The following is a 23,748-nucleotide window of genomic DNA, read 5'->3' as shown; positions in this document are numbered from 1 at the left end:
GATCCGTCAGTGAGTACTCGCTGACCATGGTTTGCGACTCGTTTAGAATGAAATCAAGCATAGCAGTGGCGACTCTCGGATTTGCGAAAGCCAGCGGAAAAAAAGGAGCAGGGGATAAGTGCGCGGGAGTAGTGCTGGTACGAAGTGGTACAGATTGGCGGTGCGGGGTATAGAGGCATCGGGGAAAGAGAAACGTAGGACCCGTCTATGTGCGGCTTGGAAATGAGTCGCTCTACCCACTGGATGGGGGCAGAGATTTTTTAGTGCAAAGTACCAAAGTCGTCGGACGACGCCACATCGTCGATGCTTTGTAGGGGGTAGTGCTTGGTTCAGAGGGGGTAGTGAAAAGTAGCCTCATCCCTAAGTGTGTGCAGCCTCTGCGAAGCAAAAACCGCTCCTGCAACTGTCTTCTACCATTTATCCGCAGAGGATACTTGTTAGCTTCAAGAAGCAAGTAAAGCGCCAACCAAAAAACGGAAGACGCGGAGAGTATATTGGCTACTTCCCACGAACCAAAGGCTACCACGGTTAATAAACCTGTCTCAACTCCTTTCTTTCTAGAGCGTTCAATAGGTCGACCTCATCCCAGTTTACAAACCAGAAATTTTTAGCAGCGCCATCAATGAAGTCGTCAGTTTGCTGCTTGGTAGGCCTCGGAGCGCTAGACGCCTGGTAGAAACGTTGAATCCACCTTATTCGCCGTTTTCGATCTATGTAGGGGCAGGAGACGGAGTCGAGAAACAAGCAGGCCTGTTCGGCGTCTATTTGAATTGAATTGAGATCTGAGAGGCGCCGCTCTATGGTTGCAACTATATGGGATTGAATTGGCGCATACTCAGTCCTGTCTTTTATGTAAAACATGCATGAAACTAAATCGTAATATGATTCTTTGCCAAGAAAGATTTTTGAAATCAATTCTGGAGAGAGAAGGTATCCGTCGCCTAAGTCGCTAATCGCAAGAATAACATTTAAAGCTTCTAAGAATATAAAGTTTTCAACGTCGGAATCTACTGCGCCTAAATCACCTTCGAGCAATTCCACCGCTAGTTCATATGTTCTTTGTTTTACTGTTTGTTCATAAGGGCCTAGGTGCCTTTCAGAAAATCTACAGAGCAGGATCACAGATGCGCATAATTTATAAGATGCACTAACGGAAGGTGCGACAGAGTAAAAGAAAAAAATCAGCTCAAGAAAGACAATGACAGCATCTCGGTATTTCTCAATCTCACCATCTTCTTGCTCAATCGAGTTTATATTGATTAGTCTTTTAACGCGCTCAAAAAAGGCGGAGATGAGGTAAGATGATACTTCGTCATAACCAACTTCGTTGGTAGAGCAGGTAGCTTTGATAGAGTCAATGAAGCTGTGGATAAGGCGGTTGACTCGAAGGATTTCTTTTGGGATGAGTATGGAGTTCCCATTTTTGCTATCCAAGAATTTATCAGTAAATTCATTTACTTTTAAGTTTACCTCCCTTACTACTTTGGATTTTGCAGTGAAGAATGGCCTTGCATATGTTGAAGATTTGGATGAATTGACGTGGAGATTGTACGAATTTAAGCAGTCGGCATAGACCTCGTAGATTTTGCGAGCAATTTTTTCTTCTCTAGCGAAAATGAAAACGTCATCTACATATCGCTTAATAGAGTAGTGTTTTTCGTGCTCATAGCAAAACATGCTGCTGGCAAGCCGTGTTTGAACCTTTTGATCAATTTCTTGGAAAATAATCTCTGCAAAAATTCGACTGATCTCTGGGCCAATTACAATTCCGTTAGTTTCATTGTAGTTAGCTCTCTGCATCAGGGAGTCAAAGGCGGAACCGAATGTCAAAACCCCTAATTTTGATTTTACATATTGTTTTTCTTTTGTGGCCCAGGCTAAAGAATGGGTGTATATGCTGTCAAAACACTTCGATACGTCTAGTGTTTTAAGCGAAGCAAAGTCTTTCTCTAATGATATAAATTCACTGGAGTTAAAGAACTTATAAAGTCGATCATACCCTTTATAAGAAAAGAACGAAGAGCTGTGTTTGCGCCGTTTGTCTGAGCCTGCTTCCTCTACTGCTCCTCGCTTATATTTTGCGACATTTTCCCAAGAATTTTTGTAGTAGAAAACGCTTGCTGTTTTTTGTGGTGCTCTTATTGAAAATTTGCTGGGGGTGCAATAGTGGCAAATTAAAGATTCATATGTTTCATAGAATTCTCTCATTTCCCATTGTGAGATTGGGTGGATTACAGATAAGCGTCTATAATCCAAAAGACTTTTTCTTATCTTGTATTGATAGGGAATGGTAAAGTATTTTTTTCGACCTTTCCCTAATGCGAGCCGCTCAAATAGTAGGTTTAGTACCGAATTTTCATTTTTCGGTGTTTTGCAGATGTTGTAGAAGCCATCATTCGAAAAAATTAAAGGGGTTTCGTAAGGGACTGTTTCAGTCACCAGGACTCTATTGTAGTCACTCTTTTTAATGGGTTTTGCATTTGGGTCAGGCATATAGCCAGCACTCCTGGATAAGCTTTAAGTTATTGCGAGAGAAGTGCATAAATATTTTCTCTCTGAAGCCACGGCCAAAGCTGAGTTTCAGGAGCCGGCGTCTTTGTGCTACGGTGGTTTTGCAAAAAAAATCATCGAACACAACACCGTATCCAGATAGTGTCGCTTTTCTGATGTATGCATCAAGTTTTAGGAGCGCTTTGGACTTTTCTGGATCTATACGGTGATAGTTGTAATATATTCCTGCAAGACGTTTTCTCTCTCGATTTGCGTCGAGAACACTGAAATTTGATGATAGGAATTTAAGTCGAGTTTCCAATAACTCGAAATTTCTATCTTTGCAATAACTGATCATGGATCGGGTTATTCTTGTTTTTATTTTATTAACTTTGCTTTCTGCTATGTCTAGATGCACGTCCCTGAATTGCGAATGATCCTTGGTTTTTAGAGGTTCGCAGACGGTAATTTGATATCCTAAAAATTCAAAGGTAAGTATGTCGTCCGGGACTGGAGTATTTTGTTTGTACGGCTTTATATCTTGGCTGGCCCGACGAACCTTTGTCTTTTGCTCGTTTAGTTGTAAACCCTTGGGTAGCAGTTTTGAAATTAATTTTATGAATTTTGCACTGTCTTCAATTCCGCTTGAGATGATAATGATGTCATCTACGTACCGTGAGTAAAAAAATACTCCAGGTTGGGCGCAAACTTCCTTGTCAAACGGAAGCATCATTATTTCCGAAAGTGTTGCACTTAATGCGAGCCCTCGTGGCACCCCTAGACCGCCATTATTTGTGTGGTGGTTGAGTATGTCCTTGACCATTTTTTTTGTTGTAGGGCTTAGTCTTTGAATCTTGGAGATGACGGAAATTACATCTTCAGTTAGGAATGACTCATAAAAACTTTTAACGTCCAGTCGATAGATTTTGTATGATACGCCTTCGGACAGAATGTTCTTTATATTTGCGATAATTGAATCGCGACTTGTGTTTGGTAGTTTTATATTTTTTTGTATATTTTTATTTATTTTTCTTAGTATAAGCTCGTCACTAAAATTCTGTATTCTGTAAATGGTTTTGTTTTTGACTTTTGTGCCGGATAAAAAATTATATCCATCAAAGCCTAATCCTGCTCTGTCGAGAGCGCTGGCGATGATTTGCGATTTTGTAATGGGGTTTCTTAATCGAGGCGTAATCAGGAAATCACTTTTCCTAAGAGTGCGTGAGATAGATACCTGGTTGAAGGACTGATCGAACATTCTCTTTCCTTGAAAAGTTTTTTGCCAGTCGAACCACTCTAGCGAGCCTAACACCCTAATCCTGAGGGGCTCAATACGGAATTACTATCTGTTTTTGCCTTGTGTAGTCAAGGGATCAGTCGGAGGCCGCAGCCCGCGCAGCGAGGAACGAGCGAGCAGGAACGGGGGACGGTTGAGGCGAAGCGCACCCTTGACTTCAATTGGGTCGTATCCTTGACCGAGGGGTGGGGAATGATCACCCGATCTCTTGAACCCACTCAGCCACCCATTCCAGCAAGGACGAATGCTCCACGTCCCGGTTTTCCCAGTCGTGCCAATAAGCGATGAGCTCCCCGCTACCGGTTGGCGAGGCATCAACCACCACGTAATCGCCCGAGTCATTGGTCAAAAACGGCACCCAATAGCGCCCCCATGGCTCGAGAAATTCCTCCTCTGGATCGAGGAAAAACGTCATCACCTCGACAATTTCATGGGCTGCAAGGAGGCGGCGATTGTCGCTGTCGCGCAGTGGCGCGTTCCATTCTTGTCCGTCATGCCAAAGCAATAGCTGAGCAAGGCTCGGCGGCAGTGGCGCGCCCAGGGTTTGTTCGATCCGGGTGATATCTGCGTGAGTGGCGGGTGGACGAAACGTGGCTGCCACTTGCGGCGCTACACGCAGGCCGACGAGGGTCAGCAGTTCGTGAATGCGGTGGGTTTCAGGCTGCTCATGCATGGCGTTCTCCTGTTCACGGCGGCGCGAGTTGAATATCGTTGATTCAAAGCCGATTGAATGGGCACGGAGCCCTGTGTGGCGCAGCGGTCATGGGCTCATGCGCAGGTGGGTGACGGTTTCGCTGTTGAGCTCGATCAGGCTCAAGGCACCGTCGCCAAAGGAGCAGCCGGTGTCGATGTAGACGACGTTGCCCAGGCGCTTCACGCTCGGTACGGTCGAGTGGCCGACGTAGAGCTGGTGTATTCCCTTGATCGGTTCACTGTTTTGCTCCTCGATCCTTTCCCTGGCATACAGCGCCATGCTTAGCGCGCGCAGGCGGCAAATTTCTCCCAGTTGCCCTTGCAGGGCTGCTTTGGCTGTCTGCCAGTCGTCACCTTTCTGCGTCTGTGGCGCTTCGGCATGCACGATGCCGACGGTGTTGCCGTCCGGCAAGTCGACTTCAATGATCCATGGCAGCGCCTGGAGCGCCTTGGAAAGTTCATGCTGGACGGGGGGCGGCAGTTCATAGAGCCAGGCACCGCCGTTGCGGGTATGCCTGGGAATGTCGCCGTTGCCGCCGATGCAGTCGATCAGCATCTGTTCATGATTGCCCCGCACAGCATGAAACCAGGGCTGCGAAAGCCAGTCGAGCACTTCCAGGGAGTCGGGGCCGCGGTCGATCAGGTCGCCGACGGAGAAAAGACGGTCCCGTTCCACATCGAACTTCGAGCGTTCCAGCAGGATGCTTAAAAGTTTGAAGTGGCCGTGAACGTCCCCCACGACAAAGTCGCGGCCTTCTGGGTTGGAGGGGAATGTGCTTATCGTATTCATGCCGGTGTTCTAGGGGGGAAGTCGCAAGACTGTGGAAAACGCGTTTCAGATGACCGGTGCTATCTTACGGGCGAATCGGGCTGCCAATACATTTTTCAAACACGTGCTGCATGGGCTCGAGCATGCAGTGATAAGCCGCGATGTTGGCGTCGATCCACTGTTCTTTCTCAATGCCCCACCAACTGATCTCAAAACCGGCGTTCATGATGAGGTGTTCGAAGAGAATCCTTTGAGCGCGGCCATTGCCTTCGCGAAAAGGATGGATGACGTTGATCTCTGAATAGGCCTCTGCCACGGCGTTGATCAGGTCTGCGCGACCCATGCCTTCAAACCAGTTCTGTGCAGCCATGCCCTTGAAGATTTTCCCGGCTTGCGCCTCCATGAATGACGGCTGGCAGAAACGGGTGTCCTGCTTGGCCATTCCAACGGTTCGCAATTGTCCGGCCCATTCATACAGGTCGCAGAAGAGCACCTGATGAATGCCCTGAAGATAACCCAGGCTATAAGGGGGAGGGCTGAATTCGACGTTGTCCGCGGCGATGGCCGAGAGCTGTTGTTCGGCTTCGCTCAAGGTCGATTCGTCACGGATATCGAGTTTATTACGCAGGATTGTAGAGCCGGGGTAGCAATAGGCGTCTTCGCCGACACCATATTTGTCCGGCATCAGGCTCGGGTCTTGGTGAAGGTTTTCAACACTTCTTCGCGCGTTGGCATTTTGCAATCGCTCTCGGAGAAGCTCACTTTGAAACCTTCCAGGCGCAGGCTGGCGGCATAGTTGGAACGACGTGTCCTGGCCGCGTAGGCTTTTTTCGCTTCAAGGCTGACAGTGCCCATGGGCTTGATCTCAATGGCGAACGTAAGCCGATTATAGCCCATCTCGCGAGGTCGGACCTATGACGCAGCCGCTATGGGCCTTCCTGGGGAAGTGAGCTGATCAATGGCCCTTGCAATGCCATGCATCTCAAAATACTGTGTTTATAACCAGTATCGAGAGGCCTTCATGCAACTTATCGCCAAGCTCGGCATTCTCGCCGACGCTGCCAAGTATGACGCGTCCTGCGCCAGCAGTGGTGCCCCCAAGCGCAGCTCCCGGGGGCGCGATGGCTTGGGCGCTACGGATGGCATGGGTATTTGTCATAGCTATACGCCGGATGGGCGTTGTGTGTCGCTGTTGAAGGTGCTGCTGACCAATTTCTGCCTGTATGACTGCCAGTATTGCGTCAACCGTCGTTCCAGCAACGTGCCGAGAGCGCGCTTCACGCCAGAGGAAGTGGTGCGCTTGACCCTAGATTTCTATCGCCGCAATTGCATCAGTGGCCTGTTCCTGAGCTCCGGCATCATTCGCTCGGCTGACTACACCATGGAGCAATTGGTGCGGGTGGCACGGTTGCTGCGCGAGGACCATCAGTTTCGTGGCTATATCCACCTCAAGACCATTCCCGACGCCGACCCGCTGTTGATCGAAGAGGCCGGGCGGCTGGCCGATCGCTTGAGCGTGAATATCGAGCTGTCCAGCGAGGCGAGCCTCAAGCGCCTGGCACCGGAAAAGCAGCTGACCACGATTCGCCAGGCCATGGGCACCATCCATGACGGACAGCAGGCGGTGGCCGGGGAGGCGAGGGCGCCGCGGTTCGCGCCAGCCGGGCAAAGCACCCAGGTCATCGTCGGCGCCGATGCCACCGATGACCATGCCATCTTGCAGAATGCCGAATCGCTGTACCAAGGCTATGGTTTGCGCCGGGTCTATTACTCGGCGTTCAGCCCTATTCCCGATAGCCCCGCCAGCGTGCCGTTGGCAGCGCCGCCCTTGTTGCGCGAACACAGGCTCTACCAGGCTGACTTTCTCATGCGCGGCTACGGCTACAAGGCCGGCGAACTCTTGGGTAACGCCGGCAACCTCGACCTGGACATCGACCCCAAGCTCGCCTGGGCGCTGGCCAACCGGGAGGTTTTCCCGCTGGATGTGAACCGCGCCGAGCCTGCGTTGCTGGCGCGTATTCCCGGGATCGGCCTGCGCAGCGTGCAACGACTGGTGGTGCTACGGCGGGAGCGTCGGGTCCGCTATGACGACCTGGTGCAGTTGCGTTGCGTACTGGAAAAGGCGCGGCCGTTCATCATCACCAGCGACTACCGGCCCGCTGAAGCCCAGGTGCGCAGCGGCCTTTTGCGGGCGCGTCTGCGCGATCCCCAGCGACCTGTGCAGATGGGGCTATGGGGATGATCGCGCTGGATTGCGATGACGACTTCTCGACCTGGCGCGACCAGGCCCGGACGCTGCTTGGGCATGGCATCGACCCCAGTGACGTGACGTGGGCCCAAGGTCCCATCACCGACCTGTTGGCCGTGCCGACGCCGCTGCCATCAGGCCCAGGCCCGTTCCGCACGCGGGTGCCGGCGGCCTTGTTGGCGCAACTCGAACAGGCGGGCCGTTACCTCGGCGAACAACGCTGGAACCTGCTGTATGAAGTGCTCTGGCGCGTGGCCCATGGCGACCGCACCGCCATGCTCGCCGGCGATCGCCTGGGCAGTGAACTGCAGCGACGGATCAAACAGGTCAGTCGCGAAGCTCATCACCTGCACGCCTTCGTGCGCTTCGTTCCTTTGCCACCCGCGTTGGCCGAGCGACTGCAACTGGACCTTGTGTCGTTCCATGAGCCCGCCCATGACATCCTCGAGAGCGCCAGTGGTCATTTTGCCGAACGACTGGGACGGCAACGCTGGCTGATCGCAACGCCCCGCGACGGTATCCGCTTCGACGGCCAGTCGCTTGACTACCGGCGCCAGTGCCCTGAGCAGTGGCGACAGTGGGCACGTCACGCCGACGATCCGGGCGCCGAGCTGTGGCGCACCTATTACCGACACATCTTCAACCCGGCGCGGCTCAATCCCCAGGCGCTGCGCCAGCACATGCCCGGGCGCTTCTGGCAGCACCTGCCGGAGGGCGGATTGATTCCCCAATTGGTCGGGCAGGCGCGCCAGGGTAAGCAGCGCGATGGGCAGGCGATAGAGGTGAAGGAGCAGGCCGGCAAGCGGATTGTGGTGGCCGCGAGAAATGATGGCACCTCGTTGGGCGTGTGCCTCACGCCTGATTGATTGGGCTTTTCAGCTCACATCCAGGCCTGGGCTCTGAATTGGCCAGGCTTGGGCGTTGCCAACATTCTATGCAACTCCTTCGTCAGGGCTGCTAGCTGCTTTTCAATCCCTCCCATCCGCACCATGGGTAGGGTTTTGTGAGCGTAACGGTTCGCGCTTTAGCCCTTCATCGCCAACTGACTGGCCTGTTGCACCTGGGTAGCGGACAAGTTGCCGTTCTTGGTGAGTTTGTCCAGGGAGGCGGTCGCCGTCAGCAAGCTGGCGGTCAGGGTGGAAAGCGTTGCCTGGAGCGCGCCCATCCTGGTCTGCTTGGTCTCTGGAGTCATGCTCTGGTCGGCCATCAGCGCCTGCATTTCCGATTGCTTCTCTGCGATCTTCTGCTTCAGTTCCCGGATCATTTTCAGGACCTTCTGCACGGTGTCAGGCAGCCCGCTTTCTTCAATGTCCTTGTTGGCATTGGCTGCGCGTTCATCTGCGGATTTTTGCAGGCCGACACCCGACAGCGAGACCTTCACGCCCGCCACTGGCGCGCCGGTGGTGGGGGCGATCGCCGATGTCTGCGATTCATCTTCGGACTTCTTGGGCTCCAGTTTGATCAGCGATTGTTGGAGGCTGCTGGAGATTTGTGCGTTGATGTTGATCATGCTCACGCCTGAATGTGTAGGTGTTCGAGGCTATCGGCTCGCTAACGAGGGGCTTTAGGCGCCAGCAGTGATTAAATTGTTAAAGAGTGTATTCATAACCAATGCCCGCCGGCCTACGAAGGCGCTCCCGCGCGGCGAAAGGCGACGACCGTTGAGCGCCTGTGGTTGGTGGCATATTGATATGCTGGTAAACTTCGTGCTCGTGATCTTCCGAGTTTTTCGTTGTGACCACCGAGCGTATTTCCCATTTAGAACAAGCCCTTATGGCCGTGATCGCTGCTGCGGGAAAGATGGGTCTCAGCAGTGACGAATTGTGCGCACAGGCGGTCGGCGGGCTGGTGTCCGAACGCTACTGGAGCTGGGCGAACGCCCATTACGCGCAAGGCGCGGCGGACGAAATCGACAACGCCTTGAACCTGCTAATGGGCAGGTCGACGACGCGCGTGACACCGTCGTCGATCGACATCCTGCCCGATGTGCTCGTCGCCACCGCCACGCCAACCGGCGGCTGATCGGTTCTGTTCAATGAAAAGGGGCGACCTGTGAAGGTCCCCCCTTTTCACTGAAGGCCCAGGCCTTTTTCCACCACCGAAAGCATCGCCTCTTCGTCCATGGCAATGGGGTCAGGCTGCGACTGCGCGGCTTGATCCACGGTTTTTATGTGCCACACCGATTCGCCATGTTCACCCAGGCTGCGAAGCAGGCAGCTTTGCTGGCCGGTCATGTGAATGTCGATGCGCCCGGCGCCGCCTGGGGTGAAGCGGGCAACGGGATCGAAGGTCAGGCGCCGGGCATTGCCCTCGATGACCAGTTGATCGATCGCATAGTTGTATGTCGACCCGCTGAAATGACTTTCAAAGACGTGGGTAGGGTTACGCCGAATGTCGAGGCCGGCCTCGCAGACCGGGGCCAGCCAGGCTTCGATCTGGCGGTACAGCTCGTTGACCTGGGCGGGCCAGTGTTCGATTGCCAGGTCGGCGCAGTGGTCGTTGTCGGCCTGGGTCTGCTGGGCTTGCCTCAGTTTGGCGGCCAGCTCGTCTGCCTTGCTCATGTCGATTGTCCCTGTCGTGATGATGGGGTTGAGCTTAGCTTAAGGACACCGACGTCCGTCTTGCGCTGCGTCATGAGCGCTGCTGGGCGGTTGCGATGGCCGAGGCGGTAGCCGACGTTATCCTGGATAAAACTAACGCAACAGATGCACCGCCAACCCGGTCAGCCCGCACGCCAGCAACACCTGGATCACTCCGCGCCTGTAGCGGAACAGGGCCACGGTCGCGGCGCAGGCGATGATTGCCGAGGGCCAGTCCAAGGCACCGGAGAAGCCTTGGGGCCAGAGTACGTGGTAGCCGAAGAAGCAGGCCAGGTTGAGGATCACCCCGACCACGGCGGCGGTGATCGCGGTGAGCGGTGCGGTGAATGTCAGCGCGTTGTGGGTCGATTCCACCAGGGGGCCACCCGCCAGGATGAACAGGAACGACGGCAGGAAGGTGAACCAGGTCACCAGCGCGGCGGCCACGGCGCCGGCGAGGAAAGCCTGGTCGGGGCCGAACACTTGCGTCACGTAGCCGCCGACGAAACCGACGAATGCCACCACCATGATCAACGGGCCAGGAGTGGTTTCGCCCAGGGCCAGGCCGTCGATCATTTGGGTCGGCGTCAGCCAGCCGAAGTGTTCGACGGCGCCCTGGTACACGTAGGGCAAGACCGCGTAGGCGCCACCAAAGGTCAGCAGCGCGGCCTTGGTGAAGAACCAGGCCATTTGCGTCAGGGTGCCGTCCCAGCCGAACACAGCGGTAAGCAGCCCCATTGGCAAGATCCAGAGCAGGGCGCCGACGATCGCCAACCGAGCGAGCCTGAAGGCGCTGAACCGGGCATGGTCCGGGGGCGGGGTGTCGTCATCGATCAGCGCCGGGCCGAAGGATGAGTGCCTGGCATCCTGGCCGCCCAGGCTGAATTTTTCCGGCGCCCAGCGGCCGCCCAGGTAACCGACGGCAGCGGCGCCCAGCACGATCAGCGGGAAGGGCACGTTGAAGGCGAATAGGGCGGTGAACGAGGCGGCGGCGATCGCCCACAGCCAGCTGTTCTTCAGCGCGCGGGCACCAATCCGGTGGGCGGCATGCACCACGATGGCCGTCACGGCTGGCTTGATCCCGTAGAAGAGGCCCGCCACCACCGGCACTTCGCCAAAGGCGATGTACAGCCACGACAAGGTGATGAGAATGAACAACGAGGGCAGCACGAACAGCGCTCCGGCGATGACGCCGCCCCAACTGCGATGCATCAGCCAGCCCAGGTAGGTCGCCAGTTGCTGGGCTTCCGGCCCGGGCAACAGCATGCAGTAGTTGAGCGCGTGCAGAAAGCGTCGCTCGGAGATCCAGCGCCGGCGCTCCACCAGTTCCTGGTGCATGATCGAGATCTGTCCGGCGGGGCCGCCGAAGCTGATGAAACCCAGTTTGAGCCAGAACCAGAAGGCTTCACGCAGGCCGACGGCAGAAGGGCGGGACAAGGCTTCGTCGACGGTTCGGGTCGGTGTGTTCATGGTCGGCGAGGGCACTTGGCAGTCGAGGACGAGTTGCGCCGGCAGGCGCGGGTTGACCTAGATAGCCGGGCTGATGTCGGGCAGTCAAGCAAGACCATGCGCTTTTTTTGCCCGTAACGTGTCGCGACCCACGGGCGGATTTTGGATCCATTACGCCACCTATCGGCTGGCAAATACAGGCAAATTGCTGCTCCACAAGCGGTAGGCTAAGCTCTTGCGCATTGGGGGCTTTGAGCGGTTTGCCCAGGGTTTTGCCCCCCTCAGGAATTCGCTTGCCTATCCCCATTATCGACCCGTTCCATCCCCCCGGCGGTGCCCTCAAACGCCTACCCTTGCTCAAGGCCGCAGTCATTTTCATTGCGGCGGTGTGCCTGTGCCTGTGTGGTCTGCTTTACCTGCAAGTGGAGCAGTCCCGCCGTCACGACCTGGAGACGGCGCGGATCGCCTCGGCCAACCTGACCCGGGCCATGGCCCAACAGGCCCAGGACACGTTCCTGCAGGCCGATGTGGTCCTCGACAGCCTGGCGGACTGGATCCAGGTCGATGGGTTCGGCCCGGCCTTGCAGTCGCGCCTGCAAAACAACTTCGCACGCCGGGTGCAATCGCTCGAGCAGTTGCATGGTCTGTTTCTGTTCGACAAGCACGGCCACTGGGTCGTGACCTCCTTTGACAATCTGCAAAGGGGGCAGGGGTGGCAGACCGGGAGTACTTCCTTTTCCACCAACAGAATGCGTCCCTGATCGCCCACATCGGGCCGGCGATTCACAGCCGCCAGAACGGTGAATGGATCATTCCGATCTCCCGGCGCCTGAACGATGCGAACGGTGACTTCCAGGGCGTCCTGATGGCCGGCATCAAGATGTCCTACTTCGAGAAGTTCTTCAGAAGCTTCAGCCTGGACGATAAAGGCGAGATGGCCCTGGCCTTGTCCGACGGGACGCTGTTGGCCCGTCGCCCCTTCGATGAGGCGCGGATCGGCCGGCCACTGTCCGAGGAGAACCTGTTCAATCACGACCTGCCGGGCGCGATGTCGGGCGACTCGATCATCCGTTCCACCGTCGATGGCGTGGTCAGGCTTTACGGGCACGATCACTTGCGCAGCTACCCGCTGATGGTCACCGCCGCAATGTCTGAAGATGCGATCCTGGCCGGATGGCACGACAGGGCATTCCAGTCCAGCCTGATCGTGGCCCTGGTGGTCGTGGGGATCTGCCTGTTCGGCTGGGTCTTCGTGCGCCAGGTGCGCAACAGCGAGCGGATCGAGGCGGACTTGCGCAAGGCCCAGAAAACCCTGGAAATGATCGCCACCCACGACAGCTTGACCGGGCTGGCGAACCGTCGGCTGTTCGAGCGGGCGCTGGATGTCGAGTTCGGCCGCGGTGCCCGCCAGCGCAGCCCGCTGAGCCTGATCATGCTCGATATCGACTTCTTCAAGCGCTACAACGATACCTACGGGCACGTTGCCGGGGACCATTGCCTGGCGGAGGTGGCCAAGGTGCTCAAGGACTGCTGCCACCGCAAGGCCGACCTCGCGGTGCGCTATGGCGGCGAGGAGTTCGGGGTGCTGCTGCCCGATACCAACCTGCAGGGCGCCCTGGCGTTGGCCGAGCAGATCCGTTGCCGGGTGATCGACAAGCACATCACCCATTCCGGTTCCCCCACCGGCTACCTGACCGTGAGCCTGGGCTGCTATGCCTTCGTCCCCAGCAGCCTGGACAGCATCGAGGTGTTCATTCAGCGGGCCGATGCGGCGCTCTATCAAGCCAAGCACAATGGGCGCAATCGCGTGGCGGCCTTGTCCACGGAAGGCGGCCTCGACGCGCTGGAGCGCTCGGACCGCTGAGATTGGTTGGAATCATCGAGGCCTGGCCAGGGTCCATTGTTCAGACACGGCGCTTCTTGACATCGAAGCCGGTGTCGACAGGACAGGAGCAGGCCAATGGATTTTGCAGCCACGACTACGCGTTCGAACACCCCTCGTCACACCCCGATTACCCGTCGCCTGGTGGCGGCCGTCGGTGGGCTGTTTGTACTGGGGGTGCTGGTGGCCGTCGTCGCGCTGTTCAACATTGCACGGCAACTCGACGCGCAAGATGTGCGCAAGAATTTTTTCTACACCGAACGCGCGGTGGAAAACCGAATCACGGCGTCGAAGAACTACATCACCAGCTACACCTACTGGACCACGGCCTACGAGCACCTCAACGGCGAGGTCGACGTGCAATGGGCCTATGCCGACCAGAACATGGGCAAGACCCTGTTCACCAATGACGGCTATGAAGGCGTGTTCGTCATCGACCGTGAGCGCACCAAGTACGCCGTGGTACGTGGGCAGCACCAGCAGACTGACGCGCGCGCCCACATGGACATGCCGTTGGAGCCGCTGGTGGATCAGTTACAGGCGCAGGCCGACCTGACCGCCCCGGCGGTCCGCTACACCCTGTTCGAGGGCTGGCCGGCCATCGTCACGGCCTCGGTGATCCTGCCCAATGACGAGCGCCCTCGGGTCGCGCCCCAAGGTACATCGGTGCTGGTGTTCGTCGACCAACTGACCCATGTCAAGCTGCGCGCGCTGGGCCAGAACTACGGGCTGACCGACCTGCACCTGGTCAAGGATTCCGAGTTGGCGCCCGGCCAGCCCGCCGTGCCGCTGGACAGCACCGGTTACAGCCTGGTCTCGCGCCTGGAGCGTCCGGGCCAGCATCTGCTGTGGTCGCTGTTGCCGCCGTTGGGCGGCGCGCTGCTGATCCTGGCGCTGCTGACGGCTTATTTCTTCCGCTATGCCCTGCGCACGGCGCGCCAGGTGGATGCCAGCTACGACAGCCTGGAGCGCTCGACGCAGGCCCTGGAAGCCAGCGAGGAACGCTTTCGCGCCGTGGCGGAAGCGGCCTCCGACTGGATCTGGGAAATCGACGGCGAAGGGCATATCACCTACTTGTCCGGACGCTTCGGCACCGTTACCGGGTTCTCCGATCGACAATGGCTGGGGCAGGACATCGAACAACTGCTGTACTGCGACACGACGCCGATCGCCCTCTGGTTGGGCACGCTCACCCAGGAGCAGAGCGCCAGCAACCTGCGTTGCTCCTACCGCGATCATTCCGGGCAATTGCGCTTCTGCCGGGTGTCGGCGCGGCCGATTATCGACAAGGCCGCGGTGGTGGGCTACCGCGGCACCGCCAGTGACATCACCGACGAGGTGGCGGCCCACGCCCAGGTCCAGCATCTGTCGTTGCACGATGCGCTGACGGGCCTGCCGAACCGCAACAAGCTGGCACGTTACCTGGACGACGCGCTGCTGGCCAAGGAGCATGCCCCACCCTTGACGTTGCTCATGGTGGACCTGGACAACTTCAAGCCGATCAACGACTCCCTCGGTCACCCGGCCGGTGACGCGGTATTGCTGGAAGTGGCCCAGCGCCTGCGCGACTGTACCCGCGAGCAGGACCTGGTGGCGCGGCTGGGCGGCGATGAGTTCGTGGTGGTGCTCAGTGGCATGGAGCACACCACCGAGATCGACCGATTCTGCGAGCGCTTGATCGGGAGCCTGCAGCAACCGATTCATTACGAAACCCATTCGCTGCACATCGGTGCCAGCATCGGCATCGCCGTGAGTCGTCGCCAGGGCCACGTGCCCGGTGAGCTGATCCGTTGCGCCGACATTGCCTTGTATCAGGCCAAGTCCGAAGGCAAGCGAACCTGGTGCTATTTCGCCTCGCAGATGAACGACCAGATCCAGCACCGTCGGCAACTGGAAAGCGACCTGCGCCAAGCCGTGCGCCAACACGAATTCGTCTTGCATTTCCAGCCGCGCTACACCGTCGATGGGCGTGACATCGTCGCCGTCGAGGCGCTGGTGCGTTGGCAGCACCCGACCCAGGGGCTACTGGGCCCCGATGCGTTCATTCCGCTGGCCGAACAGACTGACCTGATTGTGCCGCTGTCCCACTGGGTATTGCGCGAAGCCTGTGAAACCGCGCTGAGCTGGCCCGGCGAACTGATGGTGTCGGTCAACCTGTCGCCAGCGCAGTTCGAGCGCAGCGACGTGGTGGAAGACGTGCGCCGGGTGTTGATCGAGACGCGGTTTCCGGCCAGCCGCCTGGAACTGGAAATCACCGAGAACGTGATGCTCAACGACGTGGACGGCGCGCTGCACACCATGAACGCCCTGAAGGAACTGGGTGTGCGCTTGAACATGGACGATTTCGGCACCGGTTATTCGTCCCTCGGCTACCTGCGCACGTACCCGTTCGACGGCATCAAGATCGATAAACGCTTCATCGCCTCCATGAGCAACAGCAGCAATGACCGGGCGGTGGTGCAGGCGATCATCAACCTCGGCAAGGCCATGGGCCTGACGGTGACGGCCGAAGGCGTCGAGACCCTGGCCCAACTGGGCTCGTTGGGCTCGGACCAGTGCCATGAAGTGCAGGGTTACTTCCTCAGCCGCCCGATCGACAAACAGGCCTTCGCGCACCTGCTGCAAGACCGTCAGGCGTTGTCGAAAACCGGTTCCTGAGGACGCGTTGCAACCACCGGGCGTTGTCGCCGGTCACAGCCAGTGTCCCGGTCTTTCGAGTGTTGGCCCATGAAAAACCTGCGTATCGCGACCTTCAATATCAATGGCATCCGGGCGCGGCTGCCGAACCTGTTGCAATGGCTGGAGCGAGAGAAGCCGGATGTCGTCTGCCTGCAGGAACTCAAGGCGCTCGACAAGGACTTTCCGGCGGCGGAGATCGAGTCGGTGGGCTATGGATCGATCTGGCACGGTCAGGCGTCGTGGAACGGCGTGGCGATTCTCGCCCGTGATGCGCAGCCGCTGGAGAGCCGTCGCGGCCTGCCCGGTGGCGAAGGCGACAGCCACAGCCGCTACCTGGAGGCCGCGGTGCACGGCGTGCTGGTGGGGTGTCTCTACCTGCCCAACGGCAACCCGCAGCCAGGGCCGAAGTTCGAGTACAAGCTGGCCTGGTTCGAGCGGCTGATCGAGTACGCCCAAGGGCTTCAAGCCAGCGATCACCCGGTGGTGCTGGCCGGCGACTACAATGTGGTGCCCACCGACCTGGACATCTACAACCCGCGCTCTTGGTTCAAGGACGCGTTGTTGCAACCGCAGAGCCGCGAGTGCTACCAGCGTCTGCTGGACCAGGGGTGGACCGATTCGTTGCGCCACCTGTACCCGGACGAGCGGATCTACACCTTCTGGGATTATTTCCGCCAGCACTGGCAGAAAAACTCCGGACTGCGCATCGATCACTTGCTGCTCAACCCGGTGGCCAGCCCTTACCTGAGCGAGGCGGGCGTGGATGCCTGGGTCCGGAACGAGGAACACCCCAGCGACCATGCGCCCACCTGGATCCGCCTGGCTTCGCGCAAGCGGCGCTGAGCAGCGAAGCGTTGTCACCCGACGGGTAATGGCTTATACCTGGCGCCATCCGCAGCGCGCGGTCTGGTAGCGCTGCGCCAGACCGGTAAAGGACACCGTCATGAGTCGTGCACAACTGAGCGATACGGCCCGCTATCTGCGGCGCCTGGGTTTCGACACGCCGCCCGCCCCAACGCTCGAGACGCTGGGGCAACTTCAAAGACGCCACACCGCCCAATTCCCTTTCGAAACGATCTCGACATTGCTGCGCCAGCCGGTGGCCATCGACCTCGAATCGGTTGAGCGAAAGGTCTTCGAGCAAGGCCGTGGTGGCTATTGCTACGAGCTCAACCAACTGTTCCTGGCCTTGTTACAGGCATTGGGCTTTGAAGCCCGGAGCATCACCGGACGGGTGGTGATGAACGCTCCGGAGGGTGCCTGGCCTGCGCGCACCCATCGTCTGAGCCTGGTGACGTTCGACGGTGTGCGCTACATCACCGACGTCGGCTTTGGCGGCATGGTGCCCACCGCGCCGCTGCTGCTGGACAGCCGGGACAGCCAATTCACCCCCCATGAACCGTACCGCATCGACGTGCACGAGGACGGCTACCTGTTGCGTGCCAAGGTCGGTGACGAATGGCGACCGATGTACCTGTTCGACCTGCAACGCCAGGAAGACATCGACTACACCGTCGGCAACTGGTACGTGTGCAGTCACCCTGACTCGCCGTTCATGGGGCGCCTGATGGTGGCCCGCACCGGTGACGGTTTGCGCAAGACCCTGAACGGCAATAGCTATGCCGTGCACCGGATAGGGCAGGAGAGCGAGCGACGCGTGATCGCCGATGCCGATGAATTGATGGCGCTGCTGGAAACCGAGTTCGACCTGCGACTGCCGCCCCGGGACCTCTTGCGTCCGGCTGTGATGGGGTTGCTCTGAGCAGGGCAGTGGGGAGCGCCTGATCCTGGCGCTGACTCTCTGTCCATGATGCGACTGGTAAGTTGTATACAACTCTATGGACATTTGTCCTAAGTTTTGAATACAGTGTGCGCATAACAAAAAACAGGGAACCCCCGAACCATGAAAACGCCCCATGTTTCACTTCCACGGCCCGAGGACGAGAACCTTGGTGTCGGCGCGAATATGGCCTACGGCCTGCAACATGTGTTGACCATGTACGGTGGCATCGTCGCCGTGCCGTTGATCATCGGCCAGGCGGCCGGGCTGTCGCCGGCGGACATCGGCCTGCTGATTGCCGCGTCGTTGTTCGCGGGGGCTTGGCGACGCTGTTGCAGACCCTCGGCCTGCCGTTCTTCGGTTGCCAGTTGCCGCTGGTGCAAGGCGTGTCGTTCTCGGGGGTCGCGACCATGGTGGCGATTGTCGGCAGCGGCGGTGAGGGCGGCTTTCAAGCCATTCTCGGCGCGGTGATCGCCGCCTCGCTGATCGGTTTACTGATTACGCCGGTGTTTTCGCGCATCACCCGGTTCTTTCCGCCGCTGGTCACCGGCATCGTGATCACCACCATCGGCCTGACCCTGATGCCGGTGGCGGCGCGTTGGGCGATGGGGGGCAACAGCCACGCCGCCGATTTCGGCAGCCTGGCCAACATCGGCCTGGCGGCGGTGACCCTGGTGCTGGTGTTGCTGCTGAGCAAAATGGGCAGCGCCACCATCTCGCGCCTGTCGATTCTGTTGGCGATGGTCATCGGCACCGTGATTGCGGTGTTCCTCGGCATGGCGGACTTTTCCGCGGTCAGCCAGGGCCCGATGTTCGGCTTCCCGACTCCGTTCCACTTTGGCATGCCGACCTTCCACATCGCTGCGATCCTGTCGATGTGCATCGTGATCATGGTAACCCTGGTGGAAACCTCCGCCGACATCCTGGCGGTGGGTGAGATCATCGACACAAAGGTCGACTCCCGACGCCTGGGTAACGGCTTGCGGGCAGACATGCTGTCGAGCATGATCGCGCCGATTTTCGGCTCTTTCACCCAGAGTGCCTTCGCCCAGAACGTCGGGCTGGTGGCGGTGACCGGGATCAAGAGCCGCTTCGTCGTCGCGACCGGCGGGGTGTTCCTGGTGGTGCTTGGCCTGCTGCCGTTCATGGGGCGGGTCATCGCAGCGGTGCCGACCTCGGTCCTCGGCGGTGCCGGTATCGTGCTGTTCGGCACCGTGGCGGCCAGTGGCATTCGTACGCTGTCGAAAGTCGACTATCGCAACAACGTCAACCTGATCATCGTTGCCACCTCCATCGGCTTCGGCATGATTCCCATCGCGGCCCCGAACTTCTACGATCATTTCCCGAGCTGGTTCGCGACCATCTTCCATTCGGGCATCAGTTCCTCGGCCATCATGGCGATCATGCTGAACCTGGCGTTCAACCACTTCACCACGGGCAACTCCGACCAGCAGTCGGTCTTCGCCGCGGGTACCGAGCGGGTGTTGCGTTACCAGGACCTGGCGGCGCTGCGCGAAGGTGATTACTTCAGCGATGGCAAACTGCACGACTGCGATGGCAACGAAATCCCGGTGGTGGCCGAACCGTCCCACCCAGTCGAACAGGCTCCGGTGCGCCAGAAAAGCAGCGAGCACGTCTGACCCATAAACGGCACTGACCTGTGGGAGCGAGCTTGCTCGCGAAGGCGGCTTGTCTGGTGATGAAGATGTGACAGGCCCACTGCATTCGCGAGCAAGCTCGCTCCCACATCGCGCTGCTTTTTTGCGCCATAACTGAAAAACCAGCCTGTGACGCGCGGTCACAGGCTGGTTTTTTTGTCACAACAATTGGGTTACCAGCGGCCGTAATGACCGCGAGGTGGGCCGTAGTAATAGCCACGTGGTGGCCCGTAATACACCGGCGCTGGGCGATAGTAGATGGGTTGCTCTACATACACCGGCTGAGGTTGGTAGTAGACGGGGGGTGGCTGCTGCACATAGACCGGCTGCGGTTGGACATAGACCGGTTGCTGCACATACACCGGCCGGTCACGGTTGATGATGGCCGAGCCAACGATGGCCGAACCGACGATTGCGCCGAACACTGCGGGCCCCTCCCAACCACCACGACCATGTGCGCTAGCCTGGCCGGTGACCGCGAGTGCCCCCACGAGCAGGGCGATGATGGGAAGTTTACGTTTCATGGCTGTTCCTCGTTCCGGCCCCGTCGCCTGTGGTCTGTAGCAGACCCGATGAGGGTCGCGGGGTTACTGGCTATGACAGCGATTTTCTCAGGATTCACAACGCCGTTGGGTAAATATTGTGTAAGGTCGGCCGGGGCGGTGATCCCGTCTGTCTGAAAGTGAATGCAAGGAGAACCGCATGCAGATCAATCCCAACAAAGACACCCAGTTGTGCATGTCCCTGTCGGGGCGGCCCGGCAACTTCGGCCTGCGCTTCCACAACCATCTCTATGAGCAACTGGGCCTGAACTTCTATTACAAGGCGTTCAGCAGCCAGGACTTGCCTGGCGCGGTGGGCGGGATTCGCGCGCTGGGTATTCGCGGCTGTGGAGTGTCGATGCCGTTCAAGGAAGCCTGCATCGCCTTGGTCGATGAGCTGGACCCTTCTGCGGCGGCGATCCAGTCCATCAACACCATCGTTAACACCAATGGCCATTTGAAGGCCTATAACACCGATTACATCGCCGTTGAGCAATTGCTTCAGACCCACGCCGTACCCAAGGATTCGACCTTCGCCCTGCGCGGCAGCGGCGGCATGGCCAAGGCTGTGGCCAGTGCCTTGCGCGACGGCGGCTACAAGAAGGGGTTGATCGTGGCCCGTAATGAAACCGCCGGCAGGGCGCTGGCCGAATCCCTGGGCTACGAATGGCAGGCCGAGCTGGGTGGCCTGCGGCCGCAAATGCTGGTCAACGTCACGCCGATCGGCATGACCGGCGGCCCGGAGGCCGACCAGTTGGCGTTCGACCCCGAGGCCATCGCCGCCGCCGAGACCGTGTTCGATGTGGTGGCAATCCCCTCGGAAACGCCGCTGATCGTGCGCGCCCGGGCCGAAGGCAAGCGGGTCATCACCGGGCTGGAAGTGATTGCGCTCCAGGCCCTGGAGCAATTCGTGCTGTATACCGGGGTGCGGCCCAACCTTGAGCAGTTTGAAAAAGCCGTGGCCTTCGCCCGGTCCTGATCACTCCAGCCTTGCCAGGCGCTCTTCCAGTGCCGCGATCCGCGCCTCGAGCTCTTCGATGCGTTCCAGCGACACCCCGCCCGCCGTATGACGCTCGGTGGGTTGGTGGCGGGCGGCGAGAATCGCTTCGATGTCCGCCGGGTCGCCCATGGCGTGTACGTAGCGGTCTTCGCGCTGGCCGGCCTGACGTGGCACCAGCAGCGCCAGGCCACGGGCAATCAGGCGCTCCAGTTGATGCACCACTTGTTCGGTGTCTTCGAAGTCGTGCATGCGAGCGCTGCGGGTCAGCAGCTCGTTGACCGTTTGCGGGCCGCGCAGAAACAGCAGGCCCATCAGGATCACCTGGGCCGGGACCAGCTCCAGGGCCTTGTCGATCCGGTGCTCCCAGCGGTCGGCGCGGCTGCCCATGACCAGCCTGGTGAAACCGCGGCCTTCCAGTGCCCGCAGGCTTTGGCCGACCTGGCCCGGGTTGAGGTTCATCACCGGTTCACGGCTGGTCTTCTGGTTGCAGGCCAGGACCAGGGCATTGAGGGTCAGCGGGTACGTCTCGGGGTTGGTCGCCTGTTTCTCGACCAGCGCGCCGAGGATGCGGATTTCCGTGCTGGTGAGCCGTGGTTCTTCGGCCTGGTTTTGTTCTTCGATGCTCATCGCGCGCTCCCTATGCTGTGGAAGCCGCCTAGCCTAATCCTTGCGCAATAAAAGACAAGCGATGCAACAAGCCGTGGCTATAATCGCCTCCGTTTGATTCGCTCCATTCCAGCCACCTGCAAGAGATCGCCATGACCATTTCCCTGTACGCCGCTTCCATCCCGGTTTTCAAGCAGATGCTCAACGCCTTGAGCGACGTCCTGAACAAGGCTGAAGCCCACGCCACCGCAAAGAACATCGACCCTCAAGCCTTCCTGCAGGCGCGCCTGTACCCGGACATGTTTCCCCTGGTGCGCCAGGTTCAGATCGCAGTGGACTTCGCCAAGGGCGTTTCCGCGCGCCTGGCCGAGATCGAAGTGCCGAAGTATGACGACAGCGAAACCACCTTCGCCGAGCTGCAAGCCCTGATCGCCAAGGTCCTGGCCTTTGTCGACGGCATCAGCCCTGCGCAGATCGATGGCAAGGAAGGCATCGAGATTGTCACTCGCCCAGGCACCCCGAAGGAAAAGCGCTTCAGCGGCCAGAACTACTTGCTGACCTACGGCCTGCCGCAGTTCTTCTTCCACGTCACCACCGCCTACGCCTTGCTGCGCCATAACGGTGTGGAAGTGGGCAAGCGCGACTACATGGGCGCGTTCTAAACTCGCGGCCATGAAAAAGCCCGGAACGGTGTGAGCCGTTCCGGGCTTTTTTGTGCTGGCTTGTTACGTCGGGGAGGCTCCATCCCTACCTAAGCGCGCGCGAGCTTCTCTTCCTCACCCAGGCAAGCCGCTGCGGTGAACAGCACATCGGTGGACGAATTCAACGCCGTCTCGGCCGAATCCTGCAGCACGCCGATGATGAACCCCACCGCAACCACTTGCATGGCGATTTCGCTGGGAATGCCGAACAGGCTGCACGCCAGGGGAATCAGCAGCAGCGAACCGCCCGCCACGCCGGAAGCACCGCAGGCGCAAATGGCCGCGACGACGCTCAACAGCACGGCGGTCGGCACATCCACCGCAATGCCCAGGGTGTGTACGGCGGCGAGGGTCAGTACGGTGATGGTGATGGCAGCACCGGCCATGTTGATGGTCGCACCCAGCGGGATCGACACCGAATAGGTGTCCTCGTGCAGGCCCAGGCGCTTGCTCAACTCCAGGTTCACCGGGATGTTCGCCGCCGAACTGCGGGTGAAGAACGCCGTGATGCCGCTCTCGCGCAGGCAGGTGAACACCAGCGGGAACGGATTGCGACGCAGCTTCCAGAAGACGATGAGCGGGTTCACCACCAGGGCCACGAACAGCATGCAGCCGATCAGCACGGTCAGCAGGTGCAGGTAGCCGAGCAGGGCGCCGAAGCCGGACGTGGCCAGGGTCGAAGCCACCAGTCCGAAAATCCCCAGCGGGGCGAAGCGAATCACCAGGCGCACGATCACTGTTACGCCGTTGGACAGGTCGTCGAGCACGGTGCGCGTGGTTTCGCCGGCATGACGAATGGCGATGCCCATGCCGATGGCCCAGGCGAGGATGCCGATGAAGTTACCGTCCATCAGTGCCCGGACCGGGTTGTCTACCACGCTGAGCGCCAGGCTCTGCAATACTTCGGCGATGCCGCCGGGGCGGTGACGGCAACGTCCTGGCTCGACAGCACCAGGCTGGACGGAAACAGCGTGCTGGCCACCACGGCGACCACGGCCGCGGCGAACGTGCCCAGCAAATAGAGGAACAGGATCGGCCGTATATGGGTTTCCTGGCCGTGCTTGTGGTTGGCGATCGACGCCATGACCAGCACGAACACCAGGATCGGCGCCACGGCCTTGAGCGCGGAGACGAAGACCTTGCCAATGAAGGCGGTGGATTTCGCCAGCTCGGGCGCCAGCCATGCCAGGACGATACCGGCGATCAGGCCGATGATGATTTGCGTCACCAGGCTGGTGCGCGTGAGGCGTTGGAAAACGGACGGGGACGAAGCAGTCATAGCGGCATCTCTGATTTTATTGTGTGCGACGGTCGACGCGTCAGGGCAACAAGCGGGCAGGCCACATGAGCGGACCGGGGGAACGACGGCGTTTGC

19 protein-coding genes and 3 pseudogenes are annotated in these 23,748 nt (G+C 58.9%); 10 read left to right on the top strand and 12 right to left on the bottom strand.

Translation table 11 applies throughout. The features are described 5' to 3' along the window. Nucleotides 1-528: 528 nt before the first annotated feature. From drt3b to KI241_RS17980, 6 genes are all read right to left on the bottom strand, one after another. Nucleotides 529-2,493: an antiviral reverse transcriptase Drt3b gene (drt3b, locus tag KI241_RS18005; protein ID WP_212802831.1), complete on the bottom strand. Its 1,965-nt coding sequence runs from the start codon at nucleotides 2,491-2,493 to the stop codon at nucleotides 529-531. Further along, the gene (gene drt3a / locus KI241_RS18000; RefSeq protein WP_212802830.1) at nucleotides 2,486-3,748 is read right to left on the bottom strand and encodes an antiviral reverse transcriptase Drt3a; all 1,263 of its coding nucleotides are present in this window, start codon (nucleotides 3,746-3,748) and stop codon (nucleotides 2,486-2,488) included. The genes drt3b and drt3a overlap by 8 nt, the downstream gene beginning before the upstream one ends. 235 nt (nucleotides 3,749-3,983) lie before the next feature. Continuing rightward, nucleotides 3,984-4,460, bottom strand: coding sequence for an SMI1/KNR4 family protein (locus KI241_RS17995; RefSeq protein WP_212802829.1), 477 nt, complete (start codon nucleotides 4,458-4,460; stop codon nucleotides 3,984-3,986). An 87-nt stretch (nucleotides 4,461-4,547) separates the two neighbouring features. After that, a complete protein-coding gene (locus KI241_RS17990) occupies nucleotides 4,548-5,270 on the bottom strand; it encodes a metallophosphoesterase (RefSeq protein WP_042727862.1) in 723 nt (240 codons plus the stop codon). A gap of 64 nt (nucleotides 5,271-5,334) precedes the next feature. Further along, the gene (locus KI241_RS17985) at nucleotides 5,335-5,934 is read right to left on the bottom strand and encodes a putative adenosine monophosphate-protein transferase Fic (protein ID WP_042727861.1); all 600 of its coding nucleotides are present in this window, start codon (nucleotides 5,932-5,934) and stop codon (nucleotides 5,335-5,337) included. Beyond that, nucleotides 5,934-6,104 (bottom strand): YhfG family protein, encoded by a 171-nt coding sequence (locus KI241_RS17980; RefSeq protein ID WP_123579870.1) that lies wholly within the window; start codon nucleotides 6,102-6,104, stop codon nucleotides 5,934-5,936. Before KI241_RS17980 ends, KI241_RS17985 begins: the two co-directional genes overlap by 1 nt. A 166-nt stretch (nucleotides 6,105-6,270) precedes the next feature. Here KI241_RS17980 and KI241_RS17975 point away from each other — a divergent pair, with 166 nt between their 5' ends. Together KI241_RS17975 and KI241_RS17970 are read left to right on the top strand one after the other, a co-directional pair. Continuing rightward, on the top strand, nucleotides 6,271-7,491 hold the full coding sequence (locus KI241_RS17975) for a putative DNA modification/repair radical SAM protein (protein ID WP_042727860.1): 1,221 nt from the start codon (nucleotides 6,271-6,273) through the stop codon (nucleotides 7,489-7,491). Further along, complete coding sequence (locus KI241_RS17970; RefSeq protein WP_080921996.1) at nucleotides 7,482-8,363, top strand: TIGR03915 family putative DNA repair protein; 882 nt, start codon at nucleotides 7,482-7,484, stop codon at nucleotides 8,361-8,363. Before KI241_RS17975 ends, KI241_RS17970 begins: the two co-directional genes overlap by 10 nt. Before the next feature lie 158 nt (nucleotides 8,364-8,521). Here KI241_RS17970 and KI241_RS17965 read toward each other — a convergent pair whose 3' ends face one another. Next, entirely contained in the window at nucleotides 8,522-9,007 is a 486-nt protein-coding gene (locus tag KI241_RS17965) for a hypothetical protein (RefSeq protein ID WP_237614113.1), read from the bottom strand. A 263-nt stretch (nucleotides 9,008-9,270) separates the two neighbouring features. On the opposite strand from KI241_RS17965, the gene KI241_RS17960 reads away from it, so the two are divergent. Beyond that, nucleotides 9,271-9,519 carry a hypothetical protein gene (locus tag KI241_RS17960; protein WP_212802828.1) on the top strand — a complete coding sequence of 83 codons (249 nt, stop codon included), beginning with the start codon at nucleotides 9,271-9,273 and terminating at the stop codon, nucleotides 9,517-9,519. A 47-nt stretch (nucleotides 9,520-9,566) separates the two neighbouring features. Here the strand turns inward: KI241_RS17960 and KI241_RS17955 are convergent, their stop codons facing one another. Both KI241_RS17955 and chrA read right to left on the bottom strand, forming a co-directional pair. Further along, entirely contained in the window at nucleotides 9,567-10,058 is a 492-nt protein-coding gene (locus tag KI241_RS17955) for a hypothetical protein (RefSeq protein WP_212802827.1), read from the bottom strand. A gap of 132 nt (nucleotides 10,059-10,190) precedes the next feature. Beyond that, nucleotides 10,191-11,546, bottom strand: a complete 1,356-nt coding sequence (gene chrA, locus KI241_RS17950; protein ID WP_212802826.1) for a chromate efflux transporter — start codon at nucleotides 11,544-11,546, stop codon at nucleotides 10,191-10,193. Between the two features lie 272 nt (nucleotides 11,547-11,818). Here chrA and KI241_RS17945 point away from each other — a divergent pair. The 5 genes and pseudogenes from KI241_RS17945 (at nucleotide 11,819) to KI241_RS17925 (ending at nucleotide 19,506) form a co-directional block, all read left to right on the top strand. Then, nucleotides 11,819-13,389, top strand: a pseudogene (locus tag KI241_RS17945) (diguanylate cyclase). Nucleotides 13,390-13,485: 96 nt separating this feature from the next. Next, a complete protein-coding gene (locus KI241_RS17940; protein WP_123579782.1) occupies nucleotides 13,486-16,065 on the top strand; it encodes an EAL domain-containing protein in 2,580 nt (859 codons plus the stop codon). Between the two features lie 69 nt (nucleotides 16,066-16,134). Next, nucleotides 16,135-16,929: an exodeoxyribonuclease III gene (xth, locus tag KI241_RS17935; protein ID WP_212802825.1), complete on the top strand. Its 795-nt coding sequence runs from the start codon at nucleotides 16,135-16,137 to the stop codon at nucleotides 16,927-16,929. Between the two features lie 100 nt (nucleotides 16,930-17,029). Further along, entirely contained in the window at nucleotides 17,030-17,848 is an 819-nt protein-coding gene (locus KI241_RS17930; RefSeq protein WP_042727854.1) for an arylamine N-acetyltransferase, read from the top strand. Between the two features lie 141 nt (nucleotides 17,849-17,989). After that, nucleotides 17,990-19,506, top strand: a pseudogene (locus KI241_RS17925) (nucleobase:cation symporter-2 family protein). A gap of 191 nt (nucleotides 19,507-19,697) precedes the next feature. Here the strand turns inward: KI241_RS17925 and KI241_RS17920 are convergent. Continuing rightward, complete coding sequence (locus tag KI241_RS17920) at nucleotides 19,698-20,048, bottom strand: hypothetical protein (RefSeq protein ID WP_042727852.1); 351 nt, start codon at nucleotides 20,046-20,048, stop codon at nucleotides 19,698-19,700. A 178-nt stretch (nucleotides 20,049-20,226) separates the two neighbouring features. On the opposite strand from KI241_RS17920, the gene KI241_RS17915 reads away from it, so the two are divergent. Then, nucleotides 20,227-21,045: a shikimate 5-dehydrogenase gene (locus KI241_RS17915; protein WP_123579783.1), complete on the top strand. Its 819-nt coding sequence runs from the start codon at nucleotides 20,227-20,229 to the stop codon at nucleotides 21,043-21,045. Here KI241_RS17915 and KI241_RS17910 read toward each other — a convergent pair whose 3' ends face one another. Further along, entirely contained in the window at nucleotides 21,046-21,693 is a 648-nt protein-coding gene (locus tag KI241_RS17910) for a DUF480 domain-containing protein (protein ID WP_042727850.1), read from the bottom strand. A gap of 131 nt (nucleotides 21,694-21,824) precedes the next feature. On the opposite strand from KI241_RS17910, the gene KI241_RS17905 reads away from it, so the two are divergent. Then, nucleotides 21,825-22,334 (top strand): DUF1993 domain-containing protein, encoded by a 510-nt coding sequence (locus KI241_RS17905; RefSeq protein ID WP_042727849.1) that lies wholly within the window; start codon nucleotides 21,825-21,827, stop codon nucleotides 22,332-22,334. Nucleotides 22,335-22,423: 89 nt separating this feature from the next. Here the strand turns inward: KI241_RS17905 and sstT are convergent. Continuing rightward, a pseudogene (sstT, locus tag KI241_RS17900) lies at nucleotides 22,424-23,652 on the bottom strand (serine/threonine transporter SstT). Nucleotides 23,653-23,748: the final 96 nt, after the last annotated feature.

The organism is Pseudomonas sp. Cab53 (assembly GCF_018325965.1).
Taxonomy (GTDB): Bacteria; Pseudomonadota; Gammaproteobacteria; order Pseudomonadales; family Pseudomonadaceae; genus Aquipseudomonas; species Aquipseudomonas chlororaphis_E.
The sequence above is the reverse complement of the archived record's forward strand: the minus strand, read 5'-3'. Positions and strand labels throughout refer to the sequence as shown.